This is a genomic window from Paenibacillus tyrphae, from assembly GCF_024158745.1.
GTDB classification, from domain to species: Bacteria; Bacillota; Bacilli; order Paenibacillales; family NBRC-103111; genus Paenibacillus_G; species Paenibacillus_G tyrfis_A.
In genome coordinates this window covers 13,083-33,696 of sequence record NZ_JAMZAW010000020.1, presented here as the reverse complement: position 1 = coordinate 33,696, position 20,614 = coordinate 13,083, and the positions used below count along the sequence as shown (strand labels likewise).

Annotated in this window: 23 protein-coding genes; 6 read left to right on the top strand and 17 right to left on the bottom strand. The window is 54.9% G+C overall.

The window, feature by feature from the left end:
* Positions 1-17 precede the first annotated feature (17 nt).
* From NI000_RS26255 to NI000_RS26225, 7 genes are all read right to left on the bottom strand, one after another.
* On the bottom strand, positions 18-752 hold the full coding sequence (locus NI000_RS26255) for an SIS domain-containing protein (RefSeq protein ID WP_253414329.1): 735 nt from the start codon (positions 750-752) through the stop codon (positions 18-20).
* A 22-nt stretch (positions 753-774) separates the two neighbouring features.
* The gene (locus tag NI000_RS26250) at positions 775-1,515 is read right to left on the bottom strand and encodes a creatininase family protein (RefSeq protein ID WP_253414328.1); all 741 of its coding nucleotides are present in this window, start codon (positions 1,513-1,515) and stop codon (positions 775-777) included.
* Between the two features lie 12 nt (positions 1,516-1,527).
* Positions 1,528-2,520: a phosphotriesterase family protein gene (locus tag NI000_RS26245; protein ID WP_253414327.1), complete on the bottom strand. Its 993-nt coding sequence runs from the start codon at positions 2,518-2,520 to the stop codon at positions 1,528-1,530.
* A gap of 64 nt (positions 2,521-2,584) precedes the next feature.
* Positions 2,585-3,880 (bottom strand): PTS ascorbate transporter subunit IIC, encoded by a 1,296-nt coding sequence (locus NI000_RS26240; protein WP_253414326.1) that lies wholly within the window; start codon positions 3,878-3,880, stop codon positions 2,585-2,587.
* Between the two features lie 20 nt (positions 3,881-3,900).
* On the bottom strand, positions 3,901-4,164 hold the full coding sequence (locus tag NI000_RS26235) for a PTS sugar transporter subunit IIB (protein ID WP_253414325.1): 264 nt from the start codon (positions 4,162-4,164) through the stop codon (positions 3,901-3,903).
* The gene (locus NI000_RS26230; RefSeq protein WP_253414324.1) at positions 4,161-4,607 is read right to left on the bottom strand and encodes a PTS sugar transporter subunit IIA; all 447 of its coding nucleotides are present in this window, start codon (positions 4,605-4,607) and stop codon (positions 4,161-4,163) included. Before NI000_RS26230 ends, NI000_RS26235 begins: the two co-directional genes overlap by 4 nt.
* A gap of 31 nt (positions 4,608-4,638) precedes the next feature.
* Entirely contained in the window at positions 4,639-6,729 is a 2,091-nt protein-coding gene (locus NI000_RS26225; protein WP_253414323.1) for a BglG family transcription antiterminator, read from the bottom strand.
* A 222-nt stretch (positions 6,730-6,951) separates the two neighbouring features.
* On the opposite strand from NI000_RS26225, the gene NI000_RS26220 reads away from it, so the two are divergent.
* The 5 genes from NI000_RS26220 to NI000_RS26200 all read left to right on the top strand — a co-directional run bounded on the left by NI000_RS26220 (position 6,952) and on the right by NI000_RS26200 (position 10,268).
* Complete coding sequence (locus tag NI000_RS26220; RefSeq protein WP_010500852.1) at positions 6,952-7,140, top strand: YqaE/Pmp3 family membrane protein; 189 nt, start codon at positions 6,952-6,954, stop codon at positions 7,138-7,140.
* 132 nt (positions 7,141-7,272) lie between these two features.
* Positions 7,273-8,019 carry a MerR family transcriptional regulator gene (locus tag NI000_RS26215; RefSeq protein WP_253414389.1) on the top strand — a complete coding sequence of 249 codons (747 nt, stop codon included), beginning with the start codon at positions 7,273-7,275 and terminating at the stop codon, positions 8,017-8,019.
* Positions 8,020-8,171: 152 nt separating this feature from the next.
* Complete coding sequence (gene cdaS, locus NI000_RS26210; RefSeq protein ID WP_253414322.1) at positions 8,172-8,792, top strand: sporulation-specific diadenylate cyclase CdaS; 621 nt, start codon at positions 8,172-8,174, stop codon at positions 8,790-8,792.
* Between the two features lie 159 nt (positions 8,793-8,951).
* Positions 8,952-9,551, top strand: a complete 600-nt coding sequence (locus tag NI000_RS26205) for a sterol desaturase family protein (protein WP_253414321.1) — start codon at positions 8,952-8,954, stop codon at positions 9,549-9,551.
* Between the two features lie 54 nt (positions 9,552-9,605).
* Complete coding sequence (locus tag NI000_RS26200) at positions 9,606-10,268, top strand: DUF2306 domain-containing protein (protein WP_253414320.1); 663 nt, start codon at positions 9,606-9,608, stop codon at positions 10,266-10,268.
* A gap of 126 nt (positions 10,269-10,394) precedes the next feature.
* Here the strand turns inward: NI000_RS26200 and NI000_RS26195 are convergent, their stop codons facing one another.
* From NI000_RS26195 to NI000_RS26150, 10 genes are all read right to left on the bottom strand, one after another.
* On the bottom strand, positions 10,395-10,982 hold the full coding sequence (locus tag NI000_RS26195) for a GNAT family N-acetyltransferase (protein ID WP_253414319.1): 588 nt from the start codon (positions 10,980-10,982) through the stop codon (positions 10,395-10,397).
* Positions 10,983-11,085: 103 nt separating this feature from the next.
* Positions 11,086-12,060, bottom strand: a complete 975-nt coding sequence (locus NI000_RS26190) for an aldo/keto reductase (RefSeq protein ID WP_253414318.1) — start codon at positions 12,058-12,060, stop codon at positions 11,086-11,088.
* 86 nt (positions 12,061-12,146) lie between these two features.
* Entirely contained in the window at positions 12,147-12,896 is a 750-nt protein-coding gene (locus NI000_RS26185; protein ID WP_253414317.1) for an arylamine N-acetyltransferase family protein, read from the bottom strand.
* Positions 12,897-12,926: 30 nt separating this feature from the next.
* Entirely contained in the window at positions 12,927-14,075 is a 1,149-nt protein-coding gene (locus NI000_RS26180) for an MFS transporter (RefSeq protein WP_253414316.1), read from the bottom strand.
* A 53-nt stretch (positions 14,076-14,128) separates the two neighbouring features.
* Positions 14,129-14,668: a PadR family transcriptional regulator gene (locus tag NI000_RS26175; RefSeq protein WP_253414315.1), complete on the bottom strand. Its 540-nt coding sequence runs from the start codon at positions 14,666-14,668 to the stop codon at positions 14,129-14,131.
* A 153-nt stretch (positions 14,669-14,821) separates the two neighbouring features.
* On the bottom strand, positions 14,822-15,880 hold the full coding sequence (locus NI000_RS26170) for a hypothetical protein (protein WP_253414314.1): 1,059 nt from the start codon (positions 15,878-15,880) through the stop codon (positions 14,822-14,824).
* Positions 15,881-15,936: 56 nt separating this feature from the next.
* Positions 15,937-16,923 (bottom strand): ABC transporter ATP-binding protein, encoded by a 987-nt coding sequence (locus tag NI000_RS26165; protein WP_216792907.1) that lies wholly within the window; start codon positions 16,921-16,923, stop codon positions 15,937-15,939.
* 34 nt (positions 16,924-16,957) lie between these two features.
* The gene (locus NI000_RS26160; RefSeq protein WP_253414313.1) at positions 16,958-18,064 is read right to left on the bottom strand and encodes a hypothetical protein; all 1,107 of its coding nucleotides are present in this window, start codon (positions 18,062-18,064) and stop codon (positions 16,958-16,960) included.
* A 21-nt stretch (positions 18,065-18,085) separates the two neighbouring features.
* A complete protein-coding gene (locus NI000_RS26155; protein ID WP_253414312.1) occupies positions 18,086-19,456 on the bottom strand; it encodes a hypothetical protein in 1,371 nt (456 codons plus the stop codon).
* Positions 19,443-19,715 carry an acyl carrier protein gene (locus NI000_RS26150; RefSeq protein ID WP_253414311.1) on the bottom strand — a complete coding sequence of 91 codons (273 nt, stop codon included), beginning with the start codon at positions 19,713-19,715 and terminating at the stop codon, positions 19,443-19,445. Before NI000_RS26150 ends, NI000_RS26155 begins: the two co-directional genes overlap by 14 nt.
* A gap of 372 nt (positions 19,716-20,087) precedes the next feature.
* Between NI000_RS26150 and NI000_RS26145 the strand changes: the two genes are divergently transcribed.
* Complete coding sequence (locus tag NI000_RS26145; RefSeq protein WP_301292708.1) at positions 20,088-20,528, top strand: PCYCGC motif-containing (lipo)protein; 441 nt, start codon at positions 20,088-20,090, stop codon at positions 20,526-20,528.
* Positions 20,529-20,614: the final 86 nt, after the last annotated feature.

The following is a 20,614-nucleotide window of genomic DNA, read 5'->3' as shown; positions in this document are numbered from 1 at the left end:
ATTTAATAGGATATCAATTAGTTCAAAAGCGGGATGCGTTCCTTATACCGTTCGATCAAGGCAGCATTATGGCGGTCGGCCCCGTCGATATTGCCGCTTAGGAAGACCGGCGGCTGGAAGCCTCGCTCCGCCATCCGTTCAATGGCCGAAGCCAGCACGGCATTGAGCAGCGCGGCTCCGATTACCGTGGACGTCGGGGTGAACGGAATCGGAACGTCCGGATGGTTCAACACCGCATCGCCTTTAACCGCATAATTGTTAAGGACCAAATCCACGGCATCGTACAGATGCTTGCCGCTCGTATGCCGCGAAGGCTGGCTCTGCGAATACTCCAGCGAGGTGATGCCGATCGTAAATGCGCCCTTTTCCTTCGCCGCCAGCACGACGTCGACCGGAACCGGATTGCGCCCGGAGGTTGACAGCACGAACGCGACCTCGCCAGGACGGATGTCCTGCTCCTCCATAAACGTGCGGGCCAGTCCGTTCTGTCTTTCCAGCTCCGAGGAGCGGACCGCCCCTTCATGCAGCATGAGCGGCTCCACGAAGATCGGCCGGATCGGGACCAGACCGCCTGCGCGGTAGAACACTTCCTCCGTCAAAATATGCGAGTGGCCGCATCCGAACAAATGAACGACGCCTCCGCTGATGATGCAGTCGGCCGTCCGCTCCGCGGCCTGCCGCATCGCGTCCGTTTCGGTCGTTTCTACCTGGTTCAACATGTGCCGGATATGATTGAAGTACGTTTGGATCATAGCTGCCTTCACCTGCTTTTCTTTAGGGTGTGGGTTGCTGCCACCGCTTGGCATCGTTCACGATACGGGCCATGACGTCGAGACTCGCCTCCAGGATAGCCCGCCCTTTCTCCGAAGTGGCCAGCGTCGCGTCGCCGAGAACGGCGGACGAGGTGAACGTCTCCCACGGCGTTGGCGTACAATCGGCCTCCACGCCGATATCCGGGATGTCGCAGATCGCCCGGCTCATGTCGACATGCTCGCCGGCCATGTACAACATATACGAGGTTTCAATCTCGCAAGCGTGAAAATATGAAGCATGGTTGCTGGAAGACTCGCGGACCTGCGCCGTAATGTCTTTGACACCGGGATAAAAGAAGTAATAAACCTTCAGCTCGGGCACCCGTTCCGCCAGCTTGCGGGCCGCTTCCTTCAAGGCCGTCGCGTTGCCGAGATGGCCGTTCAGCATGACGAAGATGCGGAAGCCTTGCCGGAACAAGCTTTCGCCGATATCGCACAGCAAGGCGATCAGCGCCTCGTTGGACACGTTGATGCTGCCCGGAAAATTGCGCAGGCTCCATACCTGGCCGTAAGGCAATGTCGGCAGAACGAAGCTGCCGGTCCGTTCGGCCAGCTTGGCGGCCAGCCGCTCCGCCAGCAGATTGTCCGTCCCGAGCGGAAGATGGGGCCCGTGCGCTTCTACAGCGCCGATTGGCAGAATCGCAGCCTGCGCCCGGATGATTTTCTCCTTGACGTCAAACGAATTTTCGTATTGAAGCTGCATGAGCGCCCCTCCTCACCGTTTAAAGGCGAAGCAGTTCGCCGGATTCGTCACAAAAAACTTTTCCACCAGCTTATCCCCGTCGAACCCGGCCTTGTTCGCCTCGTCGATAAAGCGCGGCACCCATTGGGCGATGATATATTCCAAGCCGAGCCCGTAATCGTAGTGCTTGTAGTACGTTTTCCGGGCCGTATCGCCGCTGATCAGAATTTGGTCCTCGTGACCTTTGCGCACCAGCTCCAGCAGGAGATGAATCCGCGTGCTCTCTGGCGCATATTTGATTTTGGCGATGCCGTCGAAGCACAGATAGGCGCCGGTATTCGCCATTTGCTCGTGGTAATACGGATCGGGATTCCGGTCCATGTGGCCGAAGCTGACGTACGCCAGATTCACGTTCTCGCTCCGCAGCAGCTCGATCTGCTCCAGGCCCATCGTGCCGACCTCCGTATGGGAGTGGACCGGCGCTTTCGTCTCGTGGTGCGCCCGGGCGACGGCCCGCAGCGTCTTCTCCTCCAGCGGCGTAATCCGGTTGTAGCCGGTGCCGAATTTCACTTGACCGCCCTTGAACGGCGTTCCTTCCAGCCCTTCCTCCACTTCGCGGATGACGAAATCCGCCAGCTCGTTGATGCTTTTCGCATCGATCCACTCGTAATACGTATTGTAATTGCCGATGATCGGCTTCAGCTCTTCCTTCACTTTCGCGTTCCACAGAAAGCTTTTGTTGAAGCCGGCCGTGCCGACGATCTGAACGCCGGTTTCCTCCATGATGGCGTAAACCGCATCAACGTCGCGTCCGTAATCGACGGCTGTGGCGTCGATGATCGTTTGTCCGCCGTGGCGTTTGAAGTCCAGCACGTCCAGCTTCGATTTTTCCTTGTCATCCAGCAGCAGGTCGTCTTCTCCCCGCTCCGCCCAGAAGGCCGGACGGCAAACGATATGCTCGTGGGAATACGTAAAGCCTAGCTGTTCCTTAGGGATATCTCCACACAAAGTCCGAACGAAACTCATCTCTCTGTGACCTCCTTATCGCGCCGCGGCGGGCGAACCGGCCGGGGCCGAATGGCGATTTTGGTTAAAACAGCAGCTTCGCAAGCAGGCTGATGATCGGTCCGATAATAAACATGTCGGAGTCTGCCGCCCACATGGCCGTATCCGGAATCGTCGAAGCGATGAAAAATTTGACCATCGCGTACTGGCCCCAAGCGACGACGGTTGCGGTGACAAAGCCGGCGAGCACCGCACCGCGCGCTCCCCCGGTCGCGTTCCCGAAGACGCCTGCCGTAGCGCCGTGGAAGAACAGCACGATCATCGTCGGCACGAAGATGTAAGCGACCGTGTTGCCGAGAACGATGAGCCAGATCAGAGCCCCGACAAAGGCTCCCATAAACCCGAGAATAACGGCGTTCGGCGCATAAGGGAACGCAACCGGGCAATCGAGCGCAGGCTTCGCGCCGGGAACGATCTTGGTGGCGATCCCGTTAAACGCCGGTACCAGCTCGCCAATGAACATGCGCACGCCCATGAGAACGATTGCAATCCCGCCGGCAAACGTGAGCGATTGAAGCATCGCGTAGATGATGAAGTTCTGCTCGCCCGCTTTGGCGACCAGCTCTTTCGCGCCCGGCGTATCTTTCATGACGACGACGATCGCGCCGATCAGGAACAGCAGCCCCATGCTGAGCGCCGTAATGACGTTGGAGTCGCGCAGAAACTCGAAGCCCTTCGGCACTTTGATTTTTTCCGCGTCGTTCTCTTTGTTCCCGAACCACTTGCCGAGCAGCGCGCCAAGCAGCGCAACCGATGCCGACGTATGCCCGAGGGCGATGTTGTCGTTGCCCGTAATTTTGCGGACGAACGGCTGGGTGAGCGCAGGTTGCAGCGTCCAATACAGACCGAGAATAATGGATAAGAACAAGACCAGCTTGCCGAAAGAAACGTTGCCTGCCGAATGGACCACGATGCCTGCGAATACGGTCGATGTCCAGAACATCATGTGACCGGTCAAGTAAATGAATTTAAACTTCGTAAACCGCGCGAGCAGGACGTTGATCAAAAAGCCGATGAACATCGCCAGCGTGACCGCGCTTCCGAATTTGGAGTTGAACGTCTGCTGCCCCATAAATTGGCCGAGCGATTCGGCTTGCAGCCCGAACACTTCCTTCCACATCGGCTCGAACACGTTGAGCGCATTGACGATAACGCCCGCTCCCGCCCCGATGATAAGGAAGCCGATAACGGCCTTGAACGTCCCGCTGATCACCTGGCTTGTCGTCTTTTTCTGAAGCAGGAGACCGGCCAGTACGATGAAACCGAGCAAAATGGCAGGCGTACCGAAGACGTTGGTCGCAATCCAAAAAATGACTTCCATGTAAAATCCCCCTTTAAGGATTAGATGGTGTCTTTCAACTTCTCTTTAATTTCGTTCAGATCGAAATAGTTGTTCACAATGACGATATTGGCAGAGTGCCCCTGCAGGCTTTGCGCCAGCTCGTTGCTGGTGATGATATGATCGGCGGCCATGCCGGAGGCCGAAGAAACGTCCGTATGCTCCACATCGGCGCTTACCCCCAATTCCCTCAGCACGCTTTCCACGTTCATCCGCAAAATAAGACTCGTTCCTTGACCTAAACCGCATACGCATAAAATTTTCATGCTTCGTTCCTCCTTAAGATAATGTTTTCGATGTCTTCCGGGCTTCTGGCTTCCCTGAAACACTGTACATGGTTCGGGTCGTTCAAAATCAGCGTCAGCCTGCGCAGCAAGGCGATATGGTCGGCATTGGAGGCCGAACCGAGCGCGAAAACCAGATCCACCGGATCGTTCGTTTGATGGCCGAACACGACCGGCTGTTTCAACCGGACGAAAGCGACGGACGCCTCATGGACGCCGTCCTCGGCTTTCGCGTGCGGCAAGGCAATGTGCGGGGCGAGCACAAAGTACGGCCCCTTGTCGCGGTACGCCTGCACCATCGCCTCGACGTAGGAGGCGTCGGCTGCTCCCCCGCTGACGAGCAGCGAGCCTGCGGCCCGAATCGCTTCCTCCGCCGATTGCACCTCCACCTCGAGATCGATCAGTTCCCTTTCCAAAAATTTCATCCGTTTCTCTCCTCCCTGCTACAATTCCTTGCTATGACGTGTGCTTCAGTGCCTCGAGAAGGATATCCTTCACTTCTTCCTCCCGCAGCAGCATCGTCAGCTGGGATAGCGCCCGCAAATGCGATTCGCCGTCCGCGCTGGCGAGCACCAGCACGAGCCGGATCTGATGACGGGCCTCCGGGCCGAACGGGACGGCGCGCTCCAGCTTCAGCAGACTCATGCCGAGCCGCAGGACACCCTCCTCCGGCTTCGCGTGAGCGATAGCCACCCCCGGACTGACGACGATATACGGTCCGTAGCTGTCGACTTTGGCGATCATTGCTTTCACGTACCGCTGTTCGATGAAGCCTCTGCGCAGCAGCGGCTCGGCTGCCAGCTCAATGGAGGCCTTCCAATCGGCCGCCTCATTCCGTAACACCAAGTGCTCCGGCGGCAGCAAGCCGGCGAGCGATGGCTTCTCTTCTTCCGGCCCCGGAGAGCGTCCGGCGGACAAGTAGCGCTGGAGCTCCCGCAGCAGGCCTTCTTCGTCCGAGATCCGGGCGTACTTCCGCACCATCTCCAGAATCGCCTGCGCGGAGCGGCCCTGCGGCGCATCCATCTGCCCCGATACCCGGTTCACCTGATGAAGCAGGTGCGCTTTATCGGCATCCGATAAAATGGGATGCACCGTAAACGCCGGCGCCGGGCTATCCTGCAGAGGAACGGTCGAGAACAGCAGATCTACCGATTCCGCCGGAAACGATTCATAATCCCGAAGCGACATGATGGCTTCGATATCCAGTGCCGGAAACAGCTGCTCCAGCTGGATTCTTAGCATGCGCGCGGCAGAAATGCCGTTGACGCATACGATTGCTGCTTTTTTTCGCCGGACGGGCATGGCGTTTTCCCGGCGCATCCAGCCTCCGAAATGCATCGCCAAGTAGGCAACCTCATTGTCGTCGACCGGTTTCCCCAAATGCTCTTCTAGTGGTTTTACGCATTTTCTGGAAATCTCGAATATTTCCCCGTATTTCGATTTCATCGCTTCCGCGAGCGGATTGTCGATCTCCAGCCCGAATTTGATCCGGTAATAGGCCGGCTTCAAATGGATCAGCAGCCGCTGCTCCAGCTCGTCGCGGTGCTGAAAAAAAATGCATGCATGCCGCTCGAACAAATCGATCATCTGCCGGATCAACCGCTTTAACAGCAGGACGGTTTCGTCGGCGTCGCCATCCTTGCCAGGATCGGCCAACACCTCCCCGCCGCTGGCCCGATTCACCCGCGCCCCCAACAGTTGGAGGGCCAAGTAACAGATCTCATCTTCCGGAAATTCGAGGTCAAACATTCGTCCGAGCTCAACCGCCAGTTGGACGGCCCCCGCGTATTCCGGCGTTTGCTTCAAGGCCTCTTTTTCGTCGGCGTCGAGTGTAATGCGGTGTCCCTGCTGAAGCCGGTTCGCGTAAACGAGCAATCTGGTGGTGAGACTAAACACCATATCGTCGGTGAATTCCAGCCCGAGCGTTTTCTCGCAGCGGGTGACGAGCTCGTACACTTCCGCGAGCTGTTCCTCTTGGAAGAACGGAAGCTTGCGGTGAACCACGTTGGCATTGACCAGCCCTTGGAACTGCGAGACGAAGCTTTTCCAGCTGACGTGATGGAGCACTTGGGACATATAGTACGACAACGCCTTGCGCTGGTCGGCCTCTCTCCCTTCGACGCTGTAACCGTTCTTTTTATCGAACACGACCTCAAGCTGAAAAGCGGCAAGCTCTTTCTTCACCTGCTTCAGCTCGTTCAACCCGGTTCCGCGGCTGACCAATAAAAAGTCCGTGATCTCTTGCATAAACAGCGGTTCCCTGCGGGTGAGCAACTGAATCGCCACCCAGGCTTTCCGTTCCCGCGGGGACAAGTAATAATCGTCCTTCTCAACTTCATGCGCCATGGAAGGGATGCGGGAGCGGCTTTCCTCCGGCAGCAGGTACCCCCGGCCGCGAACATATTCGACAGGAGCGAGTTCGTGGCCCGAGAGCCACTCGTTGACGGCTTGCAGATCGTAGTAGACCGTCCGCTTGGAGATATCGAATTTCTTCATGATTTCGCGGACGGACACGTAATCTCCGGTTTCCTGCAGCATGGCGAGCATGCCGGCGCGCCTTTGGTCCAGAATCGCCCATCCCCCCTTCCGTCAGTCTATCTTTCAAATCTAGTATGTTATCTGACGCTCTTATTATACAATTAGCCTTTGCGCCATAAACAGAACAACTATTGTCGTCCGTTCCGTGCAAAAATTGCACTGTCGCTTTCCGGAAACTTTTCATACCTAATCTCGTATAAAAGTATAACTAACCTAAAGGAGGTTTTTCGGATGTATCTTCTAGCTATACTGCTCCCTCCTGTCGCCGTTCTATTTTGCGGAAAACCGATACAGGCCCTTCTTAACTTCATTCTGACGCTCTTCTTCTGGCTGCCTGGCGCCATTCATGCCTGTCTGGTCGTTCACGAGCGCAAGCAGGATCAACGGATGGAAAGAATGTCCCGGAACATGTACAGGTAATTTGATATAGGAAGCGGGTCGCCACAAAGACACTTCTCTCATCGGAAGTGTTTTTTTTTTAAGGGTTGGATTTTGTTGTTGACTCTAACGTTACGTTATACTCTATAGTGATTGTTGAAAGGAGGTCGCAAGATTTCGGTGAAGGTAAAAGAGGTTGCGGATTTAGTCGGCATCAGTGTGCGCACACTTCATCATTACGATGCGATTGGGCTGTTGACCCCGGATGGGACGACGGAAGCCGGTTATCGCTTGTACTCCGACGAAAATCTCGAAATGCTGCAGCAGATCTTATTTTTCAGAGAACTTGACTTCCCTTTAACGAAAATCAAAGAAATCATTCACAGCCCTTCCTTTGACCGTCTGGAAGCGCTGGAGCTGCACCGGAACATGCTGCTCGACAAACGCAGCAAACTCGACAAAATGATAGCCACGATCGATAAAACGATGCGACATACGAGAGGAGAAATTCAGATGACGACGAAAGAAAAATTCGAAGGCTTTGACTTTAGCCGTAATCCTTATGAACAAGAAGCCCGCGAACGCTGGGGCGATGAAGCGGTCGACAAGGCCAACGCCAAAGTCGGCTCCATGTCGAAAGACGAACAGGAAGCGATGGCCCAAACGATGAATGGGATCTACGCCAAGCTTGCCGAACTTCGCAGCGGCTCGCCGGATTCCGCGGAGGCGCAGGCGGCCATTAAAGAATGGTACGATCTATTGAACCAAATGGGCTCTTACTCGCTCGAAGCCTTCAAATGCTTGGGGCAAATGTATGTCGATGATGAGCGTTTTACTAAAAACATCGACCGCTTCGGAGACGGCTTGGCGAAATTTATGCGCGATGCGATGGCCGTTTACGCGGATACGAACCAGAAATAATACGATGGGCAGTCCCGCAAGTCATTCCCGGATGACTTCGGGGCTGCTTTTTTTCGTTGTTGTTTCCTATCCCTCCTCCTCGCAAGAACAAGCCTCGAATAATCGCTTTTTGGATCGGTTAAGCTAAACCATGGAAAGGATGGGATTCGCAGATGGAGCATTTGGAATGTGACTTTTCTCCTTTAAAAAAGGATCTCAAGGAACAATTAACCGATATCCTTCACAGCATCGGACAAGTCGTCTCCAGCCTGGACGAGGTCAATACGTGCCTGCTTAACGAGATCGAACACATTTCCAAGTGGTTCTCCAAGACGGGAGCGCTTGCTTCGACCTATTATTTGAACTGCTTTCTGTCGCCCTATACGAGCAAGTATAAAGAGATTTCCCGTTCGGTGAACCATCTGAGTCTCAAACGTCAAGGTGCCCTTATCGTCATCCAGCGGGAAGACAGCATCGATTCGTGGATCACCCCCGGGATCCTTCTGTCCGCAGAAATTACCAGTTCCTTACTGGAGTCCATCTTCGTTCCGGGCAGCCCGCTGCATGACGGGGCCGTATTTATACGCTCCAATCAGATCGTCTCGGCCGCCAACATCCTCCCTCTGACCGAACGCACCTTCCCCAATCAAAAGCTGGGAACCCGTCACCGCGCCGCCATCGGACTGTCGGAGCGGACCGATGCGTTAATCATCGTCGTATCCGAGGAGACCGGGAAAACCTCCTTTTGCCTGAACGGCCATCTCTATCCTTTCTCCATCCCCTCTCCCGTTTAATCGAAAATACGTCTTCCCCTTTTTTCCATGAATTTGTATCCGATTTGAAGGGCTTCTCCGTCCGGGGCCGTCTAAAGGTTTGTATATATACTACAAAGAGATGCCTTTTATGCGGGCTCGCTTTCAAAAGGCGCTTTCGACGGATGAGGTGTATGACGATTGAAGTATGTTCTAGAGTTTTTGCAATTCCGGTTAATCGTGTTCCTGATGATCCTGATTGTGCTGAGCGGAACGGGGGTAGGTATCACTTACGGTTCTTCGCTGACATGGCTCGCCATTGCGGGCGGAATCGTGCTGTTCGGACTGATTGAATACGTCGTGCATCGGTATATCATGCATGAACTCCCCGCCCTGCTTCCGAAGGCTTATGAAGGGCACGTGGCGCATCATCAGCATCCGAACGACGACCGGTATTTGTTCGGTTCCGTCTGGTACGAGGTCGTTACGTATCCCTTGCTGCTGCTGCTTTTTTGGGCACTGACGGGAGAGCTTCATCTGGCTTTGTCGGTCGTCTTCGGGACGGTTCTCTGCCAGATGTACTACCAATGGAAGCATTTTGTTTCCCACCGCCCTATCGTGCCTCTCACGCCTTGGGGCAAATGGTTGAAAAAGAAGCATTTGCTGCATCACTATTTGGATGAGCACGCATGGTACGGCGTATCCAACCCGGTCATGGACGTTGTCATGGGAACGAACAAAGTGGCGCCGGATGCCAAAGCGGCGAAGCGCTCTCTGGACAGCAGCACGGAGAACATGTAAACGTGGGGCAAGCGGAAGGAGACGGATCAATCGTCTAATGAGGAGGTATTTCTGATGGGCAAGAGCAGCGTAAGAGCGCTTGTGATCGTCTTGGCGTTGGCGATTGGAGCTTATGCCGTCTATCAGTACGGCTTGAACAATCCTCTGACCACCGATTTCATCAAGAAAAAGCTGAGAAGTCCCGATTTTCACCTGGAGCCGTGGATTTATTTTCTGTATATCCATATCGCTACGGCTTTGCTCGCGCTGGTAATCGGTCCGATCCAGCTGTTCCTGAAGCCTTCGGGCATGAAGCGGCGCCGCCGCCACCTGCTGCTTGGCTATGTTTATGTGCTTTCCATTACGATAAGCGGTCTCGTCAATCTTTTTCTGGCTTGGCATGCAACGGGCGGATGGGTCTCGGGACTCGGCTTTTTCTTGCTCGACGTGCTGTGGATCGCTGCCACGTTTATGGCGGTCCATAAAATATCGATCAACGACGTTCAGGCGCACAAGGAATGGATGCTGCGGAGCTTTGCGCTCACGTTCGCAGCCGTGACGCTTAGACTATGGCTCCCGCTGCTGATCGCGCTCAATCATGGCAGCTTTGTTCCGGCCTATCAAATCGTAGCTTGGCTGTGCTGGATTCCGAATCTTATCTTTATCGAAACGCTCATACGTCTGCGTTGGAAGCGCGGCACCCGTCGGTACAACGGTATATCCCGCCACATACGCTGATTGGCAATAAAAACGGCCCGAAGGCAGCATAATGCGCCTCGGGCCGTTTTTGCGCTGGCTCTACACTTGTTCAGCTCTTCTCCGGTTGGGTCCGGGTTCTTTATAGCATGGCTTTCTTGCTTGCTACTATAGAAACTGGCCAACTGGAAAATCAAGATTAATCGTGGTATGACGCAATTGTGATTCATTCGCTTTAGCTTTCTCTGAAAACAGACGCATCAAAACGACAACGTCCAAGGACTCGCTAGATAAAGCACCCTCATCCCGACTGCCAATGAGTACCACATCTGGCACAATAGGCCAAGCGCCAGCACGATTATAGAAATAAGATAAAGATGGTTTACAAGTGAATATGCCAAAATCGATGTCGCTTTGTTTTTCAATCCATTGAGTGGCGGCAGCGACTGTACGTAAACCTAACCCTTGACCATGATACTCGGGATCTGTAGCCACGCAGCTAAGTCCGGCAATATTGAATGTTTGTCCATCGTGCTTAATCGTCTTATGCACCACACCTGCATAGCTGACCAGCTTTCCATCGATGCAGGAATAAAATGAGCGTGCATGATGTTCTTTATCGTGAGCTTCCGGAATCGTTGCACCCGGCATTGGACAAACATCCGGCCAAACCCGATGTAAAATGATAGCAATCTCACGTCGTAATGCATCAGACGCATGGTTATAATAGATGGATTGCACCCTATCCGTTGTCACAGGTTCATCTCACACTTTCTGAACATGTTCATATTGACCTTAACACGAAACGAGTCAGCGTTCACCGGCAATTGAAAGCCGGGTTTCCCTCAGAACGAGGAGCTTAAGGCATGCTGCGGCCCCGGGAGGTGACATAGAGCGTGTACCACTCTTCCCGCGTCAGCGTCACCCGCTCCGCTTCGCCGCAAGCCCGGATGCGGTCGGGACGCACGGTGCCGATCACCGGCTGGATCCCTGCGGGATGGCGCAGCAGAAATGCCAGCACGATCGCTTCGGGCGATACGTCCTTCTGCTCGGCCATACGGCTGACCAAGGCTGCGGTGGCCCGAACGGATTCAGGCTGTCCGGACAAGTCGCCGCCCGTGAACAGGCCCCGTGCGAGCGGGCTCCATGCCTGGATCTGGATATGCTCCATCTGGCAAAATTCCATCGTCCCTTCCGGGAACGAGACGCCGGTGCCCTGCGGCTGGTTCAGATGCACGCCAGCATCCAGCCAGTCCAGCTTGAGCAGGCTCATTTCCAGCTGATTCGCGATCAGCGGCTGCCGGATCGCGGACTGCAGGAAGCGGATTTGCGCCGCACTCATGTTCGAGACTCCGAACGCTTTCACTTTGCCTTTTTCGTGCAGCCGCCGGAACGCTTCCGCCACCTCTTCCGGTTCCATCAGCGGATCGGGCCGGTGCAGCAGCAAAATATCCAGTGTGTCGATGCCGAGCCGGCTTAAAATCCCGTCGACACTCGCTTCAATGTGCTCCTTCGAGAAATCGTACCGCCCCGGAACTCCCTCTTCCTCGAAGCGGATGCCGCATTTCGATTGAATCATGATCCGCTCTCGCAGGTCGGGACGCTCCTTCAACACTTGACCGAACACTTGCTCGGCCTTGCCTTTGGTGTAAATATTTGCGTGATCGAACATATTGATGCCCGCGGAGAGCGCCGCCTCCACCGCTTCGTGCGCCTGCTTGACATGCTCCGCCGTATACGGCTCCCGGTCCCAGCTTCCGCCAAGCCCCATGCAGCCGAGCACGATCCGGCTGGCGGAAAATCCGTGTTTATGCAATGGAATCGATTTGTTCATACGTATGTACGCTCCTCTGCCTTGTTCTCGTAAGTCTGTCGTTATTATATGTCATGCTCGGGAACGGCTGCAACGGTGCGCCGGACTTAGGTAGCGAGAAACCGGTCCAAAATGTCATCGATGCGGCCGGCTTCGATGGTCTCTTTCGTTTTATTCGGGCCGTCGACCACGGTCAAGGAATGATCAAACAGCGTCATCCGGCCTTCCTCCGTCACTTTCATCAAGAAATAAACTTTGTTGAACGGCGATTCCGGGGCGTATTGCGTCACGTCGCATACCTCGGCAAAATCTTCGAGCTGCTTAGGCTCCAGATCAAACCTGTACAAGATGGTCCAGTCCCGATCCTCCTTTTTCTCTAAAACATAACTGTTCTGCAGCTCAGGGTACGGTCTGATCCGGTAAAAGCCGTCCGCGTCCTGAATCTCCTCCCCGGTTATGGGGACAGGACGTCGCGGGGAATTGCCGCCAAAGCCGACGTCCACCAAATAGGGACGCCCCTCCAAACGAACGAGATTGGTCGCATGTGAGCCTTCCGTCCCCCATTGGCCTTCTCCACGATAGACGGTTGCGGCAACCATATGGGTCTCGAATCCGGTCCGGCGCAGCAGCTCGCTGAACAGTCCGTTTAACTCATAGCAGACGCCTCCCCTCCGCCGGTTGACAAGTTTCTCGAAGAGATCGCCCGTCTGAAGCGCGATCGGAATGCCGCGCAGAATATCCAAATTTTCAAAAGGAATTCGGGTCACGTGCCGCTTCTGCAGCTGCGTCAAGCTTTCCAAGGTCTGTTGAACGGGCTCTGCCACTTCGATACGCTGCAAGTAAATACTTACATCCATTTCCATTCCCCCCACTTCCCATGTTTGGAATTAATTTTGCGGCACCTCGGCGCGCAGCAGCTGTCTTACGAAGACGGCAAACAGGATCAACGAAACCGCCACCGATACGGCGCTAACCGTAAACAAGGCCTGGTACCCCGTATGCTGGGAAACCCAACCGAGGGCGATCGCCCCAAGCCCGATGCCCAGGTCAAACGCGGTAAAGAACGAAGCGTTGGCCACCCCTTTGCGGTCCGCTGGCGCCAGACGCAGGGTCGCCGCTTGCAGCGCCGGCTGCGCGGAACCGAATCCGATCCCGTACAATACGGCCGCGACGATCACGCCGGTCAGCCCGCTGGCGAAGCTCAATACGAGCAGCGCCGCCATCGTCGTCCCAAGCGCCGGGATAATGATAAACGACTCGCCGTACCGGTCGGAGAGCTTACCGGCGATGGGGCGAATCAGCGTCAGCGCCACGGCGTAGACCAGAAAAAAAGTACCCGGATTCACCTTGATTGATTCGGCGAAAAGCGGCAAGAAGGTCGTAATGCCTCCATAAGGAACGGCCAGAAAGAAAATCGCCACCGTCACGGACAATACCGACTTTTCCACCAATTGAATGCGCCCGGTGACCGCTTTCGGCTGAAACGGCATTTTGGTTCCAAGAGCCAGAAGCAGAGCCATAGCCGCAAAGCCGGTAGCGTACAGGAACAGACCGTGGAACGAAAGCTTTTGCAGCATCCATATGCCAAGCATCGGACCGATAGCCATAGCTACGGTCATTGCCATCCCGTACCAGCCCATCCCTTCCCCGCGCCGGGCTGGCGGAATCACATCCGTAATGGCCGTCCCGACGGCCGTTGTAGACAGCGCCCAGCTCATGCCGTGCACGATCCGCAGCGCAAGCAAAACGACGATACCGCCTGCCCAGCTGTACAAATACATCGCCACGACGAAGAGCAGCAGTCCCCAGACGATAAACGGCCTGCGGCCGTACCGGTCGAGCAAGCCTCCTACAATCGGGCGAAAAATAACCGCAGACAACGTGAATACCCCGACGACAAATCCGACCTGCGACTCGCTGCCGCCTAATTGCTTGATGAACAGCGGCATCGTTGGCAGCAGCAAATAAAAGCCCGTGAACAGAAACAGCATGCCTGCCGTCAGCTGAATGAACGGCTTGGTCCATAGTCGTTCCATCTTTTGTTTCCTCCTTGATGTTGTCAAATTCTAAGCTACATGCATGATGCCGTCTACTCCTCGGCTGCTTTCAAGCGCTCCAGTTCCTTCGATACCCACTCCGCATCCGCCAGCCCGACATGCTTCCGGTGATCGAGCATTCGCAGCACTTGCGCACGTTTCCGCTCGTCCATCTTCTTGCTGGAGATCATGCGGGCTACGGAATCGACATATTTCAAGTTGTGCTGAAGGTAATTCAGGTACTGTTCTAAAGACGCCAGTCGGACTTCTTTTGTGACAAATGGAAAATTGGACATCTTAAAATGAAACATCAGCTCCGTCTCCGCCGTGTAATCCAGCGGGCTGTCCATCAGTTCAAAAAAACGTTCTCTTCCGGCCTCCGTCAGCTTGTAAATTTTTCGCGCTCTCCCGCCCTCCTGCTCCTCAAGCCGGAGGCTGATCCACCCATGCTCCACCAACCGGGAAAGGAGCGGATACAGCGTTCCCGAGCTGATCTGCCGGACCGGACCAACGGCGCGCTTCAGTCTTTCTTGAAGCTGATAGCCGTGAGTGTCTCCTATCATCAACTCCCCTAAAACGAACAAGTCGTACATCGTGAACCTCCTCTTTTTATATCGTATCGACATATCGTTACGATATAGTATAGGTCGAAGCGGCGATCGGTTCAACCATGAAAATGTATTTTAAAGCTTCAAACCGGCGCATGAAAAAACAGCCGCCCGCAAGCAGCTGTTTCCTTTTTCTGGCTATGTTCCTACCGGCTGGCCCGCCTCCACGCGCTTCAACAGCCGCTCCAGCAGCTCAGGCTCTTTTTCCTTAATCGCCTCCAGCTTGGCGGGCATCTTCGCATAAATGCGGTCATCGCCTTTCATTTCCGCGATGGCCAGCTGGTCACGCAGCAGCTTGGACTTGTTCGCGAGCTCTTCGAACGACTGCTGCAGCTCGTCGTCCCGCTCGATGATGCCTTGCTGCGTAAAGTACCGGATTCGGTCCGCCATCACCTTTTTGTGCTCCCAGAGCAAATGCAGATGCCTTATGGCATTGGGCCACACCAACGAGGGATGCCGCTCCGCAGCGGCCTTGAAATACAGCTGGAGATACTCGTATGTCTCCAGACCGAATACTTCGCCGTCCGGGTTATAGTTGATCCGGTTCAAATGAGTCTCGCTGTTCAAATAATCGCGCAGCTGATCCGCGACCGCCACCGGATCGAATGCAAAAGGATGCTCCCCGTTGAACCGGTAAAAAAACGTATGGTGATCCGCTTCAAGTCCGCTTTCGATAAGCCGCCTCATCGATTCGCAGGCGCTAATAAATTCCTCGAACGGGATTTTGATCGTCCGGTACACCTGATTGAAGTCGAACATCGACACATCGAATGTTCGTTCCTTCAAGTCGTATCCGGAGAGCATCAGATGATGGGGAAAAGCATCTCCATCATAGGCAGGGCTGGCCGTAATTTTCGATTCGTCGATGAAGACGATCGCATAGTAGCCTTGCTTTATGCGCCCGATCATAAACTCGAGAAGCTCATCCGGCCGATAGCCCGACAACAGCTCATAATTGACGGCGCAGGTCAGCAGAAACGGATTGCTGAAATTCAACTCGTTCGGCTTGCCCCGGTAAAAATCGAAAAAAAACGTCCGCCGTTTCTCCAGAAAATGTTTTGTGCACGACATTTGGATGAAATTGGTATAGTACCAAGGCAGCGTCTCCTCGTAATTGTGCGTAATCGATAACGTATACGCCCAGCGCAAGAAGCCTTTGATCGGCGGCGGCTGCAGCGGCAATTGATGCCGATTCATAACATTAACTCCCCCCTGCCATTTTTAAGTAGAAGCGGTTGTTTTCGCCTGCGGGGTCATCCGGTGGCTACTTCTTTGCCGTACAGCTTGGCAATGCTTTCTTCAAGCGGGAGGTCCGCCACCGTGAAATCGACAACCGGAAACCGGTCGAGCAGCATCCGGGATACCGGCTTCAAATGCTCCTTCGGCAGCTCGATTACCGCGTGATACGAGTCGCGCTTCGTGACGCAGCCGAGCGGCCTCAGGCTTTCTTCCGGCACCGGCTCGGAAAACTGAACGTTCAGCACCTTGACTTCGTTGAACAGCTCGTTGATTTTCTTAAAATCGCCGTCATACAAAATCCGGCCTTCGTTAATGACGATCGTGCGCTTGCAGACGTCCTCGATATCTTTCATATAATGGCTGGTCAAAATTAAGGTTGCCTTGAATTGCTCATTGTAATAGGTCAGAAACTCCCGGATCTTCTTCTGCGAGATCAGATCGAGGCCGATTGTCGGCTCGTCCAGAAACAACAGCTTGGGGCTGTGGATCAGCGCGGCGATCAGCTCCATCTTCATCCGTTCGCCGAGCGACAGCCGCCGCACTTGGACCTGCAGCAAGTGCTTAACATCCAGCATCTCCGACAGCTCGGCAAGCATCCGCTCGTAGGCGTCGTCCGGAATCTGGTAAATGCATTTGTTCAGGTAGATCGATTCGATGGCGGGCAAATCGACCCACAGCTGATTTTTTTGCCCCATAACCAGCGAAAAGATGCGCTTGAATTCGTTCTTGCGCTCCCATGGCGTATGACCGAACACCGACGCTTCCCCGCCGGTCGGATGCAGAATCCCGGAAAGCATCTTCAGCGTCGTCGTCTTCCCGGCTCCGTTCGGCCCGATGAAGCCGACGCATTCCCCAGAGGCGATCTCGAACGAAATCGACTTGACCGCTTCCTTCGTCAACGTTTTGCGGGAAAACAAATTTTTCAAGGAATGCCGGAGACCCGCTTCCTTCGTGTAATAATCGTAGCTTTTGTGCAGTCCGCTCACCCGGATCCGTTCCATGGCGTCCTCCTGATCTTTTGGCAAGGCTGGTGGATTAGACGTAACGCTCTTTGGGGGCCGTATCAAATTCCCTCCCATAGCGGCAGGCTGTAATACGCTGCTTTCGCAGCCGTTCGTGGCAGGCCTGCAAAGACGCGGCCGGAAATCCGTCCTCCTCCCAATCGTCATAGCCGATGCCGAATCCGCATCGCTTCCAAAAGGCGGCGTTGCTTTCCTCGTGATATCCGAACGGCTCAAGCAGCAGCAGCGGCGTAGCATACACCAGCGAATCGTTCAAAGTAGCGCCTCCCGGCTTGCTGATAATTGCCCGGCTTAGGCGAACGAGCTCCAAATAAGCAGCGTAGTCCGGCAGTCTGCGCCGTTCGACCGTCCCCTTCCGTCTCACGAGCTCCAGCATCGGAGGATAGGTATGTATTCCCCCGGCATCCTTAATCCACGGACTCCACTCGGGATCCACCATAAAATAGCGGGTTTCCCCGTCGTCTTCCTGCACTTCGCTCTCGTCATACGCAATGATATCCAGCCTGCAGCCGCCGCGCCGCAGCCGCTCGATTTTGTCCCAGTAGGTGCCGATCCCCCAGCCGCCGCCATGAATAAGAAACCGGTCGTTCCGTGCCTCGAAAGATGCGGCCTCTGCGTCCGGCGGCGTGATCAAATAACCGGGGCTTTCCAGCTCGGGATCGTAAAACTGCACATTGCAGTACTGGTGGTAGGAATACTTATAAACCTTATACGAAGGGGTGTCACAAGCATCCATATGAATCCATTCGATATGGACCGGAAACCCGGCGATTTCCTTGTAGGCTTCCAGAATAGGCAGCCAAAACCCCGTAAAAGCGATGAACGTCGCGCAGCCCGTTTGCCGCCAATGCGAGTGCAGCCGGCGGACCGCCGAATCGTCGAGATTTGGGCTGATGTCTTTGGCCATCCTATGCCCGGTCAAGGCGACGGAAAAATTGTTGTGAAACGCTTTTTTATACCCGTTGATTTTGCTGCGGGTCTCCTCGCGATAAAGCGTTTCAAGCACCTGCACTTCCGCCCGTATATGTTGGCGCGCAAGGTATTCCCGCAGATGAATGGCAGGAATATAGGCGCCGAGCGAATTGCCCGAGGCCAACAGCGTGATCGCGTCTTTGGTCATGGACAGCCCCCTGCCCTTCCGTTAATGGAATACTGTAACCGAGAGGTCGTGCAGCACTTGCTTCAGCCGCTCTAGCGTTTCTTCCCGGATCTCCTCCGTCTGTCCGATCACCGACACATACAACCGGCCCTTCGGCTTCCCCGACGACCGTCCCCACGGGCTGCCGTTCACGGTTAACGTACCTGAGGAAAGCGGCATGATGCCGCTTTGCCGCAGCGGGGTAAACAACAGCTGCTCATCTTCCAGCGCTTGAAGCAGTAGTTCAAAACGGAATTGCTCCGGCAAGGCGACGGACAGATACGTAAGCCAGCCCTTGAGATTCCAGCCTGCAAGCAGCCGGTCCAGATGGGCATTGATGAGTCCCATTGACATCCGGGCGTTAATCTCGACGATTGGGACAAGCTCTCCGTCCTCCAACATCATCGAGTCGAAGCAAACGTATCCAAAATAGCCGTCCAGATACAGCTCGTGCAGGGCGGCCTCGAGCATGCGAAAATACCCTTTTTGTTCGAGGGAGTTCACAAAGGCGGCTTCCGCCGTAATGGAGCCCCCGTAATTTTGCTGGCGGTTCATCATCCGCTGGACGGAAATCAGCTGCCGGGAACCGTCCGGCTCAAGCAGCCATTGGCTGGAGAAGTCGGCCGCCTTGGGCAATAGCGGTTCGAGCAAAAAGAGCGTCTGGGAACCGGCTTCTTCTTGCTTCCGCAGGTACGAAACGATCCGCTTCAGCAGCGACGGACTTTCGATCAGCAAGTTGCCTTTGCCGGAAACGCCGAAGGGGTCCTTGATCAGAAAAGCGCCATTATGCAGCAGCTCGGTACCGTATTGCTCCACTTCCTCCGTACTCATGGCCGGCATCCCGTACGTGTGCAGTCCCATGTCCTCCAGCAGCCGATGGTGGTACAGCTTGGAATTTACGCGCTTCACCACTGCCAAATCCGGAAGCGAGTTGGCAAAAATTCCTTTCCCCGCGTACTCATGCGCCTCCTCCGTTACCGCATACGGCACAAGCATATACGGCTTGTCCGCTTCGGTGCCGGGGATTCCATCCCGGGAAGCGAGCTGAAAGATGCACGACGCGAAATGCTCCGTGCGCAGCGCTACTTCGGCCTCCGGCGAAGTCAAGTCCACAATGCTGCGGTGGTGGAACGAGACGCCCAACTTATCGAAATAGTCCAGCAGCGCGTCATCGATCCGGCAGCGGGTAACCAATATATCGTCAGGCCCGCATAGCGGGAAAAGCAATTCATCCATGCAAAGAACGATCCGGTCCCTTTCCGGATCGGGAATTCGGGGCAGCATCGACAACAGAGCATCTCTCCAGCGCGTTTCCGGGTCAAACGTGCCCATGACCGTTTTGCGCAAAGCGACGGCGGCTTTACTCGACAGCATGCTCGTATGCGCCCTCGACCGGAGCACACCGGTTTAAGAAGTCGATAAACGTGCCTATGGAGCGAAGATGGACATAATCGAATTCATCGTAATCGATCTCGATCTTTAGCTCTTCCTCTATCTTGACCATAAAGTTGAGCATTTGCAGCGAATCCAGCCCGACATCGTTGTTCAAATCCGTTTCGAGCGTAAGCCTTTCCCGCAGCGACGGGTTGTCCTCCTTAATTTGGCACAAAATTTGGACGATCGTATTGAACACATGAATTCCCTCCTCTTGGCATATAAGGTACTTTAGGCTCATTCCTTTTCATTATGGCATATCGGTACAGAGGTGGGGAGGGATAAATTTCCACTATTATGGGATACAATCCATTTCATTTTCCAGGTTGAGAGGAAAGTTTGCGCAAAGGATCACGTAAGTGGAGGGCGTCTAGGCCGCAAGACCTTGCTCTTCGTCAACCGATCCTGCCGGTGTCGATGATTGCGGCGAAACAAGTCGACCGGGGCCAAGCTGCTTTTGTCATGGTATACGAGGGTATGGTATAATCTGATCGAATAAAGCGAATGCGACGAGGTGAATCCATTGTTTCGACGTGCAACGGTAGTTCTGGCTTCAACCGCCCTTCTGCTGATGCTGAGTGCTTGCGGAGGCAGCAAGCCGGCGGCGGAGTCTCATGGCCCGCATCAAACGCCGAGCGGCGATTTGCAAGAAAAGACGGCTTCGCTGAGCACGCTGCCCTCCTTCTTGGACAAGCAGCCGGAGCAGATGAAGAAAGCGTATTTGGTCGCGGCCCAGACGAAGGATTTGCTGCGCAATATCCCCTGTTATTGCGGCTGCGGCGAAAGCGCAGGGCATCAAAGCAACATGAACTGCTTCATTAAAGAAACCGCCTCCGACGGTTCGGTTGTGTGGGACGATCACGCCACCCGCTGCGGCGTATGTCTGGAAATTGCCGTTAAATCCGCGCAATGGCAGCAGCAGGGCCAATCGGCCAAAGACATCCGCGAGCAGATCGACAAGCAGTATCAAAAAGGCTACGCCAAACCGACTCCGACTCCCCTGCCCGCTTAATCAGCCTGGCAAGCCGGAAACGCCGCTGCTATGATTCAAGCAGTCGGCGTTTTTTGGCATCGGCAATTGATCGCATGGATTCCCAA